General features: G+C 70.0%; 10 protein-coding genes and 2 tRNA genes. 8 read left to right on the top strand and 4 right to left on the bottom strand.

What is annotated here, in order from left to right; genetic code table 11:
• Positions 1–17 precede the first annotated feature (17 nt).
• Positions 18–1,523: an amino acid permease gene (locus tag ACIBNA_RS03355; RefSeq protein WP_399163586.1), complete on the bottom strand. Its 1,506-nt coding sequence runs from the start codon at positions 1,521–1,523 to the stop codon at positions 18–20.
• 278 nt (positions 1,524–1,801) lie between these two features.
• Between ACIBNA_RS03355 and ACIBNA_RS03350 the strand changes: the two genes are divergently transcribed.
• The gene (locus ACIBNA_RS03350; protein WP_399163585.1) at positions 1,802–2,287 is read left to right on the top strand and encodes a ribose-5-phosphate isomerase; all 486 of its coding nucleotides are present in this window, start codon (positions 1,802–1,804) and stop codon (positions 2,285–2,287) included.
• A gap of 963 nt (positions 2,288–3,250) precedes the next feature.
• Entirely contained in the window at positions 3,251–4,060 is an 810-nt protein-coding gene (locus tag ACIBNA_RS03345) for an Fpg/Nei family DNA glycosylase (protein WP_399163584.1), read from the top strand.
• A 15-nt stretch (positions 4,061–4,075) separates the two neighbouring features.
• Here ACIBNA_RS03345 and ACIBNA_RS03340 read toward each other — a convergent pair whose 3' ends face one another.
• A complete protein-coding gene (locus ACIBNA_RS03340; protein ID WP_399163583.1) occupies positions 4,076–5,332 on the bottom strand; it encodes a GNAT family N-acetyltransferase in 1,257 nt (418 codons plus the stop codon).
• A 160-nt stretch (positions 5,333–5,492) separates the two neighbouring features.
• Here ACIBNA_RS03340 and ACIBNA_RS03335 point away from each other — a divergent pair, with 160 nt between their 5' ends.
• Together ACIBNA_RS03335 and ACIBNA_RS03330 are read left to right on the top strand one after the other, a co-directional pair.
• Positions 5,493–6,671, top strand: a complete 1,179-nt coding sequence (locus ACIBNA_RS03335) for a PP2C family protein-serine/threonine phosphatase (protein WP_399163582.1) — start codon at positions 5,493–5,495, stop codon at positions 6,669–6,671.
• 32 nt (positions 6,672–6,703) lie between these two features.
• Positions 6,704–7,165 (top strand): HD domain-containing protein, encoded by a 462-nt coding sequence (locus ACIBNA_RS03330; protein WP_399163581.1) that lies wholly within the window; start codon positions 6,704–6,706, stop codon positions 7,163–7,165.
• Positions 7,166–7,180: 15 nt separating this feature from the next.
• Here ACIBNA_RS03330 and ACIBNA_RS03325 read toward each other — a convergent pair whose 3' ends face one another.
• Entirely contained in the window at positions 7,181–8,293 is a 1,113-nt protein-coding gene (locus tag ACIBNA_RS03325; RefSeq protein ID WP_399163917.1) for an acyltransferase family protein, read from the bottom strand.
• Between the two features lie 695 nt (positions 8,294–8,988).
• Between ACIBNA_RS03325 and ACIBNA_RS03320 the strand changes: the two genes are divergently transcribed.
• Positions 8,989–9,183, top strand: coding sequence for a hypothetical protein (locus ACIBNA_RS03320; RefSeq protein ID WP_031114136.1), 195 nt, complete (start codon positions 8,989–8,991; stop codon positions 9,181–9,183).
• Positions 9,184–9,479: 296 nt separating this feature from the next.
• On the top strand, positions 9,480–10,307 hold the full coding sequence (locus ACIBNA_RS03315; protein WP_399163580.1) for a protein kinase: 828 nt from the start codon (positions 9,480–9,482) through the stop codon (positions 10,305–10,307).
• Between the two features lie 744 nt (positions 10,308–11,051).
• Here ACIBNA_RS03315 and ACIBNA_RS03310 read toward each other — a convergent pair.
• Positions 11,052–11,125 (bottom strand) — tRNA-Gly (locus tag ACIBNA_RS03310).
• A 165-nt stretch (positions 11,126–11,290) separates the two neighbouring features.
• On the opposite strand from ACIBNA_RS03310, the gene ACIBNA_RS03305 reads away from it, so the two are divergent.
• Together ACIBNA_RS03305 and tig are read left to right on the top strand one after the other, a co-directional pair.
• Positions 11,291–11,367 (top strand) — tRNA-Pro (locus tag ACIBNA_RS03305).
• 193 nt (positions 11,368–11,560) lie between these two features.
• A complete protein-coding gene (gene tig, locus ACIBNA_RS03300; protein ID WP_399163579.1) occupies positions 11,561–12,973 on the top strand; it encodes a trigger factor in 1,413 nt (470 codons plus the stop codon).
• Positions 12,974–13,198 lie beyond the last annotated feature (225 nt).

Raw genomic sequence — 13,198 nt, 5'->3', positions numbered from 1 at the left:
GGCAAGCGCCGAAAGGGTCAGCCGGCCGAGACCTCGTCCCGGCTGTCGTCCTGTGCCTGGGTCTGTGCCTGCGCGGCGTCAGCGGCGGCGGCCCGCCGACCCCCACCGACCCTCTCCTTCACGAAGGCGACGACGAGGACGAGCGCCGCGACGATCAGCGACAGCACGATGGTCTGGCGTCCGTCGTGTTCGGTGTCGGTGAGCATGTAACCGAGGATGAACACGATCAGCGCGGCCGTCGCCCAGGTCAGGTACGGGTACAGCCACATCTTCACGACGAGCTTCTCCGGCGCCTCGGCCTGGATGATCTTCCGCATCCGCAGCTGGGAGAAGCAGATCACCAGCCACACGAACAGGGCGACCGCGCCACTGGAGTTCACGAGGAAGAGGAAGACGGAGTCCGGGAACTTGTAGTTGAAGAAGACGGCGAGGAATCCGAACGCGACGGACGCGAGGATCGCCGTCCGCGGCACGCCGTTGGCGGTCGTGCGGGCGAAGGACTTCGGCGCGTCGCCGCGCTGGCCGAGCGAGAAGGCCATGCGGGAGGCGGTGTACAGGCCGGAGTTGAGACAGGACAGCACCGAGGTCAGCACGATGAAGTTCATGATCTGACCGGCGTGCGGAATGCCGAGGGAGTCGAGCGCGGCGACGTAGGAGCCGTCGTCGGTGATGGACTTGCTGTCCCACGGCAGCAGGGACACCACGACGAAGATCGAGCCGAGGTAGAAGACGGCGACTCGCCAGATGATGCTGTTGGTGGCCTTGGTCACGGCCTGCTGCGGGTTCTCGGACTCACCGGCGGCCAGGGTGGCGATCTCGCTGCCCATGAAGGAGAAGACGACGAGCAGCACACCGGTGAGGATCGCCCCGGCGCCGTGGGGCAGGAAGCCGCCGTGCTCGGTGAGGTTGCTCAGCCCGGCCTGTTCGCTGTCGACGCCGGGCAGCACGCCGAACACGGCGAGCCCGCCGATGACGATGAACGCGGCGATCGCGACCACCTTGATCCCGGCGAACCAGAACTCGAACTCGCCGTACGAGCCGACGGAGACGAGGTTGGTGGCGGTGAGCACCACCATCACGATCAGGGCCCAGGCCCACTGCGGCACGGCCGGGATCCACCCCTCCAGGATCACGGCGCCGGCGGTCGCCTCGACCGCCAGCACGACCACCCAGAAGAACCAGTACAGCCAGCCGATGGAGAAACCGGCCCAGGGCCCGAGCGCCCGGTCGGCGTGCGCGGAGAAGGAACCCGAGGTCGGATTGGCGGCCGACATCTCACCGAGCATCCGCATCACCAGCACGACGAGCGTGCCGACGAGGGCGTACGACAGCAGGATGCCGGGCCCGGCGGTGGCGATACCGGAGCTGGACCCGACGAACAGGCCCGCCCCGATGACACCACCGATGGCGATCATCGACAGATGCCGGTTCTTGAGCCCGGCCTGGAGCCCGGGGCTGCCACCGGGTTCTCCGGGGCCGCCGCGTTCGCTTCCTGTCGTCTTGAGAGTCGGCTGCGAGGTCATGGAACGGATTTCCTTTGCGCCGGGGAGCTTTCTTCCGTACGAACCGCCTGAGCCGTACGAACGGGGGGTGTGTCGCGGCATGACGGTGTACAGGGGCTCGTACGAGCGGTGTACGAGCAGGTCCAGTGAATCGGAGGTGAACGGTGAGATGAACCTCTGAATCCAGATTGTTACTTGAGGTTTTCCTGAGCTTCTATAACGCGGCTCACATTCGCCTCACGTTTCCATGAGCGCCACCCCGCGCGCCTTCCCCGAAACACCCGTGTCACACTCGTCCCATGCGCGTGTACCTCGGCTCGGACCATGCGGGCTACGAACTCAAGAACCACCTCGTCGAGTGGCTGAAGGCGGCGGGTCACGACCCCGTCGACTGCGGCCCGCACATCTACGACGCCTTGGACGACTACCCGCCCTTCTGCCTCCGCGCCGCGGAGCAGACGGCCGCGGACCCCGACGCCCTCGGCATCGTCATCGGCGGCTCCGGCAACGGCGAGCAGATCGCCGCGAACAAGGTCAAGGGCGTCCGCGCGGCCCTCGCCTGGAGCGAGGAGACGGCGGCCCTCGGTCGCCAGCACAACAACGCCAACGTCGTCGCCGTGGGCGCGCGCATGCACTCGCAGGCCGAGGCGACGGCCTTCGTCGAGACGTTCCTCAACACGCCGTTCTCCGGTGACGAACGTCACGTCCGCCGAATCGACATGCTCGACGCGTACGAGTCAACAGGCGACCTCCCTCCCATCCCACCTCACCACCCTCAGCCGTAAGTCCCCGGGCCTCGCCCTGCACGGGGCCCCTGCCTGAACCGCTGAGGTCAGGTGGTTGTGCCGAGCGGGGGAGGGGGCCCGAGGTTCGAGGTGCCCGCGGGTACTGGGGCCGGCCACCGTCGCGGCCCCAGTGTCCGAGCCTGGTGCGCAACTCCAGGGGCCGGACGCGAGGTTCAGCATCCGAGCCTCATGTGGGGGCAGGGTCCGAGCCTCTGTGGGGGTCAGGGTCCGAACCTCATGTGGAGGTCAGGGCCGAGCCCGACGCTGAGCCAGTGCCGAGCCCGACGTGGGGGGCAGCGCCGAGCCCGACGCTGAGCCAGTGCCGAGCCCGACGTGGGGGGGCAGCGCCGAGCCCGACGCGGGGGCCAAGGGCCGAACCCGACGTTGGGGGATAGTGTCCGAGCCCAGCGTGGGGGGAGAGAGAGCCGAGCCCACCGTGGGGTTCAGCGTGTGAGTGTGATGCGGGGTTCTGTGCCTGAGCTCACCGTGGGGTTCAGCGTGTGAGTGTGATGCGGGGGTTCTGCGTCCGAGCCCACCGCGGGGTTCAGCGTCAGATCCCGATGCGGGGGATTCTGTGCCCGAGCTCTCCGTGGGGTGGGTTCAGCGTACGAACCCGACGCGGAGGCTCAGCCTCTGAGCCCACGGCGGAGGTCCTGCGCCCGAGCCCACCTTGTGGGGCCGGCGCCCGAGCCCAACGCCAGGATCCGGCGCCCCAGCCCAACACGGGCGTTCAGCGGATCCGGGCCTGATGCGGAGTCGGGCGCGCAGCCCCACTTATGTGGTGCAGGGGTGAACTCATGGGATGCGGGGGCGGAGCCCCGCGAGGGGTGCAGGGGACGCAGTCCCCGCCGGGGTCCGGGGCGGAGCCCCGTGGCTTTTCGACTCGGGCCCCTCGAGGAACCGCTCCAGGGCCCCGGAGCGAGGCCACCCTCTGAACAAAGGCGACGATCACAGGAGAAACCCGTGCCGGAAGGCCACACCATCCACCGACTGGCCCTCGACTACGCCACCGCCTTCCTCGGCACAACCCCCCAGGTAACCAGCCCCCAGGGCAAGTTCACCGACGCCGCCACCCTCCTCACCGGCACGGAACTCACCCACACGGAAGCCCACGGCAAACACCTCTTCCTCGGCTTCCACGCCACCGACTGGATCCACATCCACCTCGGCCTCTTCGGCAAGGTCACCTTCGGCCCCACCCCCGCGCCTGAACCCACCGACACCGTCCGCCTCCGCCTCGCGAACGACACCACCTACGTGGACCTCCGCGGCCCCACCACCTGCGCCCTCATCACACCCCCGGAGAAGCAGGCGATACACGACCGCCTCGGCCCCGACCCCCTCCGCGACGACGCCGCCCCGGACACCGCATACCGCCGCGTCTCCCGCAGCCGTACGACCATCGCCGCCCTCCTCATGGACCAGAAGGTCATCGCCGGCGTGGGAAACGTCTACCGCGCGGAAGTCCTCTTCCGGCACCGCATCGACCCGTACCGCCCCGGCAAGGACATCACCCCGTCCGAGTGGCACTCGATCTGGACCGACCTGGCCGAGCTCATGCACGAGGGCGTCCGCAACAACCGCATCGACACGGTCCGCCCGGAACACACCCCGGAGGCGATGGGCCGCCCACCCCGGGTGGACGACCACGGCGGCGAGGTGTACGTCTACCGCAGGGCCAACCAGCCCTGCCACATCTGTGGCGGCGAGATCCGCACCGCCGATCTCGCCGCCCGCAACCTCTTCTGGTGCCCGACCTGCCAACGCCCCTGAAAAACAGCTCCGCACTCAGAAACTGTGCGGCAACCACGGCGCCACCGCACCGGCCCCGAACCCCAACGAGACCTCCGCCAACGCCCCCCGCCGCAACTCCCGCACACGCCCCGCCGCCCCCAACGCCCCGAGGCTCACCCCACCGAGATACGCCGCCCCCAACTCCCGTACGGACAAGGCGACATCCGCCGCATCCGCCGTACGCTCACAGGACGCCCCCTTCGCATCCCCGCTGAGCCGCCAACGCCCGGCGTTCCAGGGACAGAACGCGTCCTCCACCTCGAACACCACGTCCACCGGCGTCTGATACGCCCGCGCCTGCAACGCGGCCCCGACCTCCACCGGCCGTACGTACAGCGAATCCCGCAACCGCGGCTGACACCGCCGTATGTCGGACACCATGTACTGCCACGCGTCGTCGACCGGCCGCCCCCGCATCACCAGCGTCGACGTCAGGTCGATGCCGAACAGGTACCGCAGCATCGCCGCGTCCGCCGCGGGATCCAGCGCGGTGGAGTTCTCCACAATCACCGTGCCGTTGGGCCCGGCGGGCTCCCAGCCGGGCTTGACGCGGTACCGCGCGTACCCGACAGTCTCCCCGTCCCGCTCGGCGAGGACGCACTGAAGCGGCGACGCCCCGCCCCGCTCGCTCTCCGGATCGAGCACCCCGAGCCGCTCCCAGCCGGGCTGCCGCGCCAGCATCCCCGGCCGCGACGGCACCAGCCGCGCGTACACCGCCTCGCACACATCGACGACATCGGCGGGAACGGCGTATCGCAGACGCACGTCGTCCGTACCCGCCGGCAGCGACGACAGCCGCACCCGGCTCGTGTCGATCTCGGCGTTCAACTGGAAGGTGGCCTCGCCGTATCCGAACCGGCCGTAGATCGCCGGCTCGGAAGCCGTGAGCACGGCCAGCGGCTCACCCCAGGCGCGGACGTCGTCCAGCTGGCGCCGCATCATCGACGTCAGGACGCCGCGCCGGCGGTGCGTGGCCGCAACGCTCACCATCGTGACGCCCGCGGCCGGCACCAAGGCCCCGCCGGGCACGGTGAGCCGGAAGCGGAACGCCCCGGCCGTCCCCACGCAGTCGTCCCCGTCCCAGGCACCGAGTGAACGGTCGTGCTCGGTCAGCACGTTCCACAACTCCCGCTCCTCGGCGGGCTCCGGCACCCCGCCGAAGCCGCGGATGAGGGTGTCGTACCACTTGTCCCAGTCGTCCTGCCGAAGGACCCGCAGGGTCGCCGCGGAGCCGGTCGCGTCAGTTGCCATGGCGCATGCCTACCAGGGCAACTCGGGACGAGCGAGGGAATTTCGCCGGGGTGACGGCGGGCCGCGCACCGTAAGTTCACTGTGAAGTCGGCGCTCGGACGGGGGACAAGTAGGACCTCCCGTGCCAAGCGGCCGGTCCGATGGATAGGGTCCCGAACTAATGGCAGCAGGACGAGAGCGGCGCGCGGAAGCCGAGACGTTCACGGCCCGGTTGAAGAAGCAGTGGCACCGGGTCCGCGTCGGCGTGCGCCGAGCCGCCGTGGACTACTTCCGCGGTGACGGCTCGGACTGGATCGCCCTGGCCGGCCTGCTCCTGACCGTCCCGCTGATCGCGGCGGCGACGCTTGCCAACTCGGTGTGGTTCTCGCCGGCCGCGCTGGTCCTGCCGGTCGTCGTGGGCGGTCTGCTGCTGCGCCCGGCGAGCCTGCTCGGTCTGTACGCGGCGGCGGCCACGGCGCTGATCGTGGAGTCGGTGCAGCTGGGCCCCTACACGGAGGGTCCGTCCAGGGTCACCCCGGGCGTGGTGCTCGTGGTCGCGGCCTGCGGTTCCTTCGGGCTGCTGCTGGCCCAGTTCCGCAGTCGGGTCGGTGTGCCCTGGCGGCGCGGCGGCACCATGCTGTTCGACCTGCGCGAACGCATCCGGGTGCAGAGCAAGCTGCCCGGCCTGCCGGCCGGCTGGCACCGCGAGATGGCGCTGCGCCCGGCGGGCGGCCAGTCCTTCTCGGGCGACTTCGTGGTGGCCGCGCGCACCAACGGCGGCCGCACGCTGGAGGTCGTCCTCACCGACGTCTCCGGCAAGGGCATGGACGCCGGCTCCCGCGCGCTGCTCCTGTCCGGCGCGTTCGGCGGGCTCCTCGGCTCCCTCCCGCCGCACGCCTTCCTCCCGGCCGCGAACGGCTATCTGCTCCGCCAGGACTGGGACGAGGGCTTCGCGACCTCCATCCATCTGGTCCTCGACCTGGACTCCGGCGACTACGAGCTCTACTCCGCCGGCCACCCGCCGGGCCTCCAGCTCAGCGCGGGCAGCGGCCGCTGGGAGGAGAAGGCGGCGGAAGGCCCGCTCCTCGGCGTGTACGACGGTGCCCAGTTCGACCCGGTGAAGGGCTCGCTCCGCCCGGGCGACGTGCTGATGCTGTTCACGGACGGCCTGGTGGAGACCTCCGAGCGCGACATCGTCGAGGGCATCGACCGCCTCACCGGCGAGGCCGACCGCTATGTGGCCGGCGGCTTCCACGGCGCCGCCTGGCACCTCATCGAGGCCGTGGCCAAGGACGTCAACGACGACCGGGCGCTGCTGCTGATCTGCCGGGAAGGCCCGACAGCGGCCGCCATCCGCTGAGGTGCGGTCCTCCCCAGGGGCACACTGGAGCCGTGACCGAGACACCCCGCACCCCGCTGACCCTGGCCCAGGTCGAGGCCACCGCCCGCGCCGCCCACGCCGGCCAGACCGACAAGGCCGGACGGCCCTACGCCGAGCATCTCCAGGCCGTCGCGCAGGGCGTACGGGCACGGGGCGGCGACGAGGAGCAGATCGCGGCGGCCTGGCTGCACGACGCCGTCGAGGACGAGGCGCTGTCGCCCCAGTGGCTGCGTGAGGCCGCGCTGAGCAGCCGTACCAAGGACATCGTCCGCGCGGTCACCAAGCGGGCGGGGGAACCGCCCGAGGCGTACGCCGCGCGCATCCTCGCCACGCCCGGCGCGCTGCTGGTGAAGGAGGCGGACCTGGCGCACAACGCGGACCCGGCACGCCTCGCGGCCCTCGACGAGACCACCCGCAAACGACTGACCGAGAAGTACGCGCGGATGCGCGCACTTCTCGGTCTCGTCGGATGAACCCGGGTACGGGCGTCAGGCGTTGACCTTCTCGCGCTCGCGCTCGCGCCGCTCGGCGCCCTGGCGCTCACGGGCGAGCTCGGCCGCGTCCCGCTTGAAGGCCCATTCCATCTTCGGCTCCATCGCGAACCGGAAGACCCGCTGCACCGGCTTGGTGCACAGCACCGTCACGACGGCGGCGGCGGCGAGGGTCACGGCGATCTCACCGAGCGGCTGGTGCATCCACGTCGGCTCGAACCAGCCCTGGTAGTCGCCGGCCTTCACCAGGAAGCCGTGCAGCAGGTAGCCGTAGAGCGTGCCGGCGCCGAGCGCGGTGAACCACATGTGGCGGCGCGGCACCCAGGCGAAGAAGCAGGCGGTCAGCACCAGGGAGCAGCCGAACATCGCGAGGACCATGACCGGACCGGTCCACCACGGCGCGCCCAGCTCCTGCGCGGCGTCCCGGTGGTAGAACCACGCGGTGTTCATGCGCGGCACCGCCCACCAGCTGAAGGCGAGCGCGACCGCGAACACGGGCACCGCGGCGATCCGTACCGAACGGCGGCGCACCATGTGGAAGTGCTCGGGCTTCATCACCAGGCCCAGCACGAAGAAGGGCAGGAACTGCAGGACGCGCTGCAGGTCCAGGTCGTCACCGATCTCCGGGGTGACGGTCGCCAGCATGGCGAGGCCGAGCGCGAGCGGCAGCGGCCAGCGCACCATCTTCCAGATGGGGGTGGTCAGCCGCCAGACGAACAGCGCGCACAGGAACCAGGTCAGGTACCAGGGGTCGAGGAGGCTGATCTCCTGGTGCGGGTCGTTGTCGATCCACCGCTTGAAGAGGGGGTAGGCCGTCTCGAAGACGATGTACGGCACGGCCACGCCGGTGATCAGACGCTTGAGCCGGTCGGGCCGCATGTCGAAACTGCGCGAGAAGTAGCCGGAGATGATGATGAACGCCGGCATGTGGAACGCGTACACGACCTGGTACGCGGCCTCGAGGATCCGGCTGTCGCCCTTGAGCGGCTCCCAGGCGTGGCCCATGGCCACCAGCACGATCGCCAGGTACTTGGCGTTGTCGAAGAACGCGTCGCGCTGCTTGCCGTTCTGCTTCTTCTGCGGGCTCTGCGGCGAGCGCGGGCTCGGCACTCCGTCGGCCGGCGACTGTGCCGGGGGAAGTGGCGCCCTGCGGTCGCCGTTCGGTCGCAGCGAGTTCGTCACAGACCCTCCCACCAGGAACTCGGGGAGACGATCCGGGACCTCGCTGCGCTTGCGGGGGACGAGGCAGCGTGGAACATCTGAGGCACCCTAGCGTTCCCCGCGGCTTTTCGTAAAACGCCGGATGTGAATCCTGGCTATTCGCTGTGGGTACCCCGGATTTCGAGTGGTTGACGTCACTGTCGGAGTGACGGCCAACACATCGTCCGACGGCGGATTGCGCTCATCACACCCGCCCTGCTTGTCGTGATACTTCCGGACTAAGCGCCCCATAAGACCAGCGGGCGACTCCGGCGGAATGTCTGCTTCCGCACCTCTTCGAAGCCTGCCCGCAGGGTTGTTGAGGAGCCTGCGGGGGCAATTCGAATTAGCTGCGAACGCGTTGTGTGGACACGGAAACGATGTGGTCGAATTCCCTGTGCGGGTGGCACTTCGAATTGCCGTACGAGTCCCTGCCGTTCGGCCCCCGCTCCCCGGCGGCGCACACGCGTCCGGACACGAGTGAGGTGGTCGATGCGTCACGGACCGCATAGCCCGGCCGGGTTGGTGGCACGATGGTTCTGGCGGGGTGCGCGAGGTCGCGTCCCCGGGCCGGGAGAGCGGACCGACCGAGGGTGTGATCAGTTGTGGCCATTTCACTGTCTGTGGTGCTGCTGTTGGCGATCATCCTTGTGGTGTTGCTGAGAGGGGGATCCATCAAGGCAGGCCCAGCGATCGTGGCGATCCTCTTCGGCTTCTTCCTCGCCTCGACCGGCATGGCCCCGTCCATCCAGCGGTTCCTCAACTCGATAGCGGAGACGATCAACTCCATCAGCTTCTGACCGGCCGGTAGCGCCGGTCCGAGGAGTGTGCGGATGCGCTCCTGCCCGAGTGCGTGACGGGGGGAACGTACGGGGGTGGCGCTGCGCGACTCCGACCCGGCCGAGGTGGGTGGCTACCGCATCGAGGACCGCCTCGGCTCCGGCGGCATGGGTGGGGTCTACCTGGCCCGCTAGGCCTCCGGCCGGCCGCTCGCGATCAAGGTGGTGCACGGCCAGTACACCGACGACGACGAGTTCCGTGCCCTCCCCCAAGCTCTCGGCTTCGCTCGAGCAGGGGGGACCCCCACCGCCGCGAGGTGGCCGCCGCCCGCCAGGTCAGCGGGGCCTCCACGGCCCCTGTCGTGGACGCGGACGCCGACGCGCCGCGCCCCTGGACGGCCACGCTCTACATGCCGGGCGCGGACCTCGGCACCCACGTCCGCGAGCACGGCCCGCTCCCACTGCCCCGCCTGCGCGACCTCGCCGAGGCGCTGCGCGACATGCACCGCGCCGGAGTCGTCCACCGCGACCTGAAGCCGTCCAACGTGATGCTCGCCGAGAACGGCCCCCGCGTCATCGACTTCGGCATCTCCCGCGCCGCCGAGTTCGCCGCCTCGGAGGTCCTCACCCAGACCGGCCGCGTCATGGGCACGCCGCCCTTCATGTCCCCGGAACAGCTCGCGTCCCCCAGGACGTCGGCCCGGCCGCCGACATCTTCTCCCTCGGCTCGGTCCTCGCCTACGCCGCCACCCGCCGCGGCCCCTTCGACAGCCCGAGCCCCCGCCGGCTCACCACGCCCCCTGCGACCGGGACCGGGCACCCGACCGACCGAGCCCGCCGGAACGGCATGGCCGGACGCGGCACGCGCCGAGCAGAAGCCGCGCGAACCTGCCGGGACGCCGACGCCGACGCCGACACCCGAGGCCGCGCGCCCCCGCAGCCCCAGCCGACGCCGCCTGCTGCTCGTCTCCGCCGCCCTGGCCGCCGTACTCGCCGTGGTGGTCGCCACCGTCGTCCTCACCCGCGACGGCGACGACCGCACCCCCTCGCCCACCGCGCGGCCGACCTCCCCGACGGCTGGAAGCCCTGGGCAGCCCAGGCGAAGCCCCCCGACGGATCAGGGCGCGCCTCGGGCCCCGCCCTGAACGCCCACACCGGCAAGGTCGAGGAGACCCGCCCCGGCCGCGACGACAGCGGCCCGACCGACAAAGCCTCCGGCGCCCCCCTCACCCTGGTCGGCGACGCCCTGTACGTCCCGTACGGCGACCGCTCGGTCTACACGGTCGACGTACGCGACCCGCCCGCCGGATGAGGCCGACGTCGCCCGACCGGTCGAACGCCGGCGAGGCAGTGATGATCCCGGCCGCGAACCGACCTGACACACGAACGCCGAAGGCCCGGGGAGAGGAGAACCTCGCTTGTCAGACGCCTGCGACAATTCCGCGACGGCGACGCTGGTCGCGGGGGCGTGGGAAGGGAGCGGCGTTGATCCTTCGAGGGGTGCTCGAACTGCTCGTGGGTAGCGGATTGATCGTGCTGGCCTGCGACTACCGCAACGTGGCCCTACGGGTATGGGATTGGGCGGACGTAGTGGCTACGCGGAGGACCCGATGGGGGACGCCCTGGAAGAGCCCCGACCGCATGAGGATCTGGTTCGGGATCATGGGAGTCATTTGCGCGGTGCTGGGGCTGGTGTTGGTGGGCTGACAGCGCGGGCGGCGTAGGGCGCGTCGGGCAGTCTGTGGACCTGCCCGTTGGGCCGGAAGCCCGAGCGAAAGCAAGATCAGGAGCCGGATGGACACGAGGGGGACACGCCGGACTGAACACAACCCCCGGAAACGATCAGGGCCAGGCGGAGGAATGATCCTCAGACCTGGCCCTGAGCCGTATGGAGCGGGCGACGGGAATCGAACCCGCGTAGCTAGTTTGGAAGACTAGGGCTCTACCATTGAGCTACGCCCGCACAGCATGCGCCGCAGGTCGGGCGACCGCGGCACTGAAGGCATCGTAGCGGGTCGGCCCCGTCCGTCGCACACCGCATTCCCGCCGTGTGCCGACGCGGCGCAGGCCCTGTGGAAATGCGGCGGCCGGACCGCCCGGCGGCATGTACCCTACGTGTCGCACCAGACGGGGTGTGGCGCAGCTTGGTAGCGCGTCCGCTTTGGGAGCGGAAGGCCGTGGGTTCAAATCCCGCCACCCCGACCAGCCACCCGGTCACCTCGCGTGATCGTCGCCTGATCACTTACGTGATCGCCTTTTGGGCGGTGTAGTCGCTGCCGTTACTATGCAAGCTGCACGCCCGTATGTCTCAGCGTCTGAAGTCCTCCGGGCGGCGAAATCCGCCGGGCCGCTCTGGCACCGGCAGAACCCAAGAAGTCAGCCACAAGGAGACCGAACCGTGAAGAGCGCCGTGGAGACCCTGAACCCGACTCGGGTTCGGCTCACTGTCGAGGTGCCCTTCGAGGAGCTCAAGGACAGCCTCGACGCGGCGTACAAGAAGATCAACCAGCAGGTCACGGTGAAGGGCTTCCGTAAGGGCAAGGTCCCGGCCCGGGTCATCGACCAGCGGTTCGGCCGCGGTGCGGTGCTGGAGGAGGCCGTCAACGACGCGCTTCCGAAGTTCTACACCGACGCGGTCAACGAGGCCGAGCTGAGCCCCCTGGGCCAGCCCGAGGTCGACATCACGGAGCTGAAGGACGGCGAGACGCTGAACTTCACCGCCGAGGTCGACATCCGCCCCGCGATCGAGATCCCGGACTACTCCGGCATCGAGGTCGAGGTCGACGCCGTCGAGGTCACCGAGGAGGACGTCGACAAGGCGGTCGAGGAGCTCCGCGAGCGCTTCGCCTCCACCGCCCCGGTCGAGCGTGCCGCCGAGGACGGCGACGTCGTGACGATCGACCTGGAGGCCAAGGTCGACGGTGAGGTCCTCGAGGACGGCGTCGCCGACGGTGTGTCCTACACCATCGGCTCCGGCGAGCTGCTGGACGGCATCGACGACGCCGTGAAGGGCCTGGAGGCCGGTGGCGAGGCCACCTTCACCTCCGAGCTCAAGGGCGGCTCCGCCGCCGGCAAGGAGGCCGAGGTCACCGTCAAGGTCACCCAGGTCGCCAAGCGCGAACTGCCCGAGCTGGACGACGAGTTCGCGCAGCTCGCCTCCGAGTTCGACACCATCGAGGAGCTGCGCGCCGACAGCCGCAAGCGCCTCGAGAACATGAAGCAGTACGACCAGGCCACGCAGGCCCAGGAGCGCGTCCTGGAGAAGCTGCTCGAGCTGGTCGAGGTCCCGGTCCCCGAGAAGCTGCTCGAGGACGAGGTCAACACGCGTAAGCACAACCTCGAGCACCACCAGCTCGGCCAGATGGGTCTCGACCTCGCGAAGTACCTGGAGATCCAGGGCAAGAGCGAGGAGGAGTTCGAGACCGAGACCCGCGAGGCCGCGGTCAAGGGCATCAAGACCCAGTTCGTGCTCGACGAGCTCGTCAAGCAGGAGAAGCTCAACGTCAACCAGGAGGAGCTCACCGAGCACCTCATGCGGCGCGCCGCCTCCTCCGGCATGTCCCCCGACCAGTTCGCCCAGGCCGTCGTCGAGGGCGGCCAGGTCCCGCTCCTGGTCGGCGAGGTCGCCCGCGGCAAGGCCCTGGCCGTCGTGGTCGAGAAGGCCACGGTCAAGGACACCAACGGCGAGATCATCGACCTCGACGACGAAGAGGACGAGGACACCACCGAGGCCTCCGCCGAGGAGACCCCGGCCGCTGAGGCCCCGGCCGAGCCCGCCGAGGAGAAGGCCGAGGAGAAGACCGAGGGCTGAGCCCCCGGGCACTTCGAAACGCCGTAAGGACGGGCCCCGAGACACACAGTGCCTCTCGGGGCCCGTCGCGTTACCGGCCCCCAGTCGCTACGCCCCCGGCGAACACTCCCATCTCCGGGATTCCCCGAAGGGACCCGCGCGTTAGGGTCCATGAATACCAGGGCAGTGGAGCCTCCGATACGGCTCCCGCCCCGCAGGGAACACGTGAAGACGGCCCGGCGCCGT

The organism is Streptomyces sp. NPDC050164 (assembly GCF_044459945.1).
GTDB classification, from domain to species: domain Bacteria; phylum Actinomycetota; class Actinomycetes; order Streptomycetales; family Streptomycetaceae; genus Streptomyces; species Streptomyces coeruleorubidus_A.
The sequence above is the reverse complement of the archived record's forward strand: the minus strand, read 5'-3'. Positions and strand labels throughout refer to the sequence as shown.

Excerpts from the sequence above, each read along its gene's own strand:
- ACIBNA_RS03340 (WP_399163583.1), bottom strand. The coding sequence starts at position 5,332 with ATGGCAACTGACGCGACCGGCTCCGCGGCGACCCTGCGGGTCCTTCGG.
- ACIBNA_RS03350 (WP_399163585.1), top strand. The coding sequence starts at position 1,802 with ATGCGCGTGTACCTCGGCTCGGACCATGCGGGCTACGAACTCAAGAAC.
- ACIBNA_RS03335 (WP_399163582.1), top strand. The coding sequence starts at position 5,493 with ATGGCAGCAGGACGAGAGCGGCGCGCGGAAGCCGAGACGTTCACGGCC.
- ACIBNA_RS03355 (WP_399163586.1), bottom strand. The coding sequence starts at position 1,523 with ATGACCTCGCAGCCGACTCTCAAGACGACAGGAAGCGAACGCGGCGGC.